This window comes from Mesorhizobium sp. M4A.F.Ca.ET.022.05.2.1 (genome assembly GCF_003998845.1).
Taxonomy (GTDB): Bacteria; Pseudomonadota; Alphaproteobacteria; order Rhizobiales; family Rhizobiaceae; genus Mesorhizobium.
Genome location: NZ_RZOJ01000740.1, coordinates 1 through 1,151 on the forward strand (window position 1 = coordinate 1; position 1,151 = coordinate 1,151).

General features: G+C 65.8%; 2 protein-coding genes. Both read left to right on the forward strand.

Going from position 1 to position 1,151, the window contains the following annotated elements:
- A partial coding sequence (ispF, locus tag EN745_RS35035; protein WP_127423331.1) for a 2-C-methyl-D-erythritol 2,4-cyclodiphosphate synthase occupies positions 1–856 on the forward strand: 856 nt, incomplete at its 5' end.
- Positions 853–1,151 (forward strand): nicotinamide-nucleotide amidohydrolase family protein (locus tag EN745_RS35040; protein WP_127423332.1); only part of this gene is annotated, 299 nt, incomplete at its 3' end. The genes ispF and EN745_RS35040, both read left to right, overlap by 4 nt.

Here is a 1,151-nt window from a genome sequence, read left to right on the forward strand (position 1 = left end):
CGCCGGACTCATCGACCGCACGATCGATGCCGTCGGCGAACGCCAGGGCGCGCTGCCCGCTCTGCCCGTCGCCGACACGCTGAAGCGCGAGTCGGCAGCCGGGATGATCGAGGAGACCGTATCGAGGAACGGCCTGCATGCCGCCCAGACGCCGCAGGGCTTTCCCTTCTGGCCGCTTCTTGCCGCGCATGAAAAGGCCCATCATCTTGGCAAGGCGGATTTCACCGACGACGCCGCGATCGCCGAGTGGGCGCATATTCCGGTGAAAATCGTCCAAGGATCGCCGGACAACATAAAACTTACCTGGGCAAGGGATATTGCAATGGCCGATCAGCGGCTTTCCGGTGAACGGCCGCGCTTTCCGGATATCCGCACCGGCAACGGCTATGACGTGCATGCCTTCGAGCCGGGCGATCATGTCACGCTCTGCGGCGTCGTCATTCCGCACGACAGAAAGCTCTCCGGCCATTCCGATGCCGACGTCGGCCTTCACGCCCTCACCGACGCGCTGCTCGCCACCTGCGGCGCTGGCGATATCGGCACGCATTTCCCGCCGTCGGATCCGCAGTGGAAAGGCGCCGCCTCGAAGATCTTCGTCGAACATGCGGCCAAGCTGGTGCGCGGGCGCGGCGGACGCATCGCCAATGCCGACATCACGCTGATCTGCGAGGCGCCGCGCGTCGGCCCGCACCGCGAGGCGATGACGGCTGCCCTCGCCGCGATGCTCGGCATCGCCGGCGAGCGGATCTCGATCAAGGCAACCACCAATGAGAAGCTTGGCTTCATCGGCCGCCAGGAAGGCATAGCGGCCATCGCCACCGCCAGCGTAGTCTTTCCAGGTGAGGTTCCCGAATGAGCAACGCCGAACTCGCAAACGCCCTGCTTCTGGCCTGCCAGCAACGCGGTATCATGCTGGCGACGGCGGAAAGCTGCACCGGCGGCCTGATCATCGCCGCGCTCACCGACATTGCCGGCTCCTCCGCCGTGGTCGACCGCGGTTTCATCACTTATTCCAACGAAGCCAAGATGGAGATGCTCGGCGTTTCCGCCGCAACGCTCAAGGCGCACGGCGCGGTCTCACGCGAAATCGTGCTCGAAATGGCGGCGGGCGCGCTGGCGCATTCGCGGGCGAGCCTCGCGCTCGCGGTCAC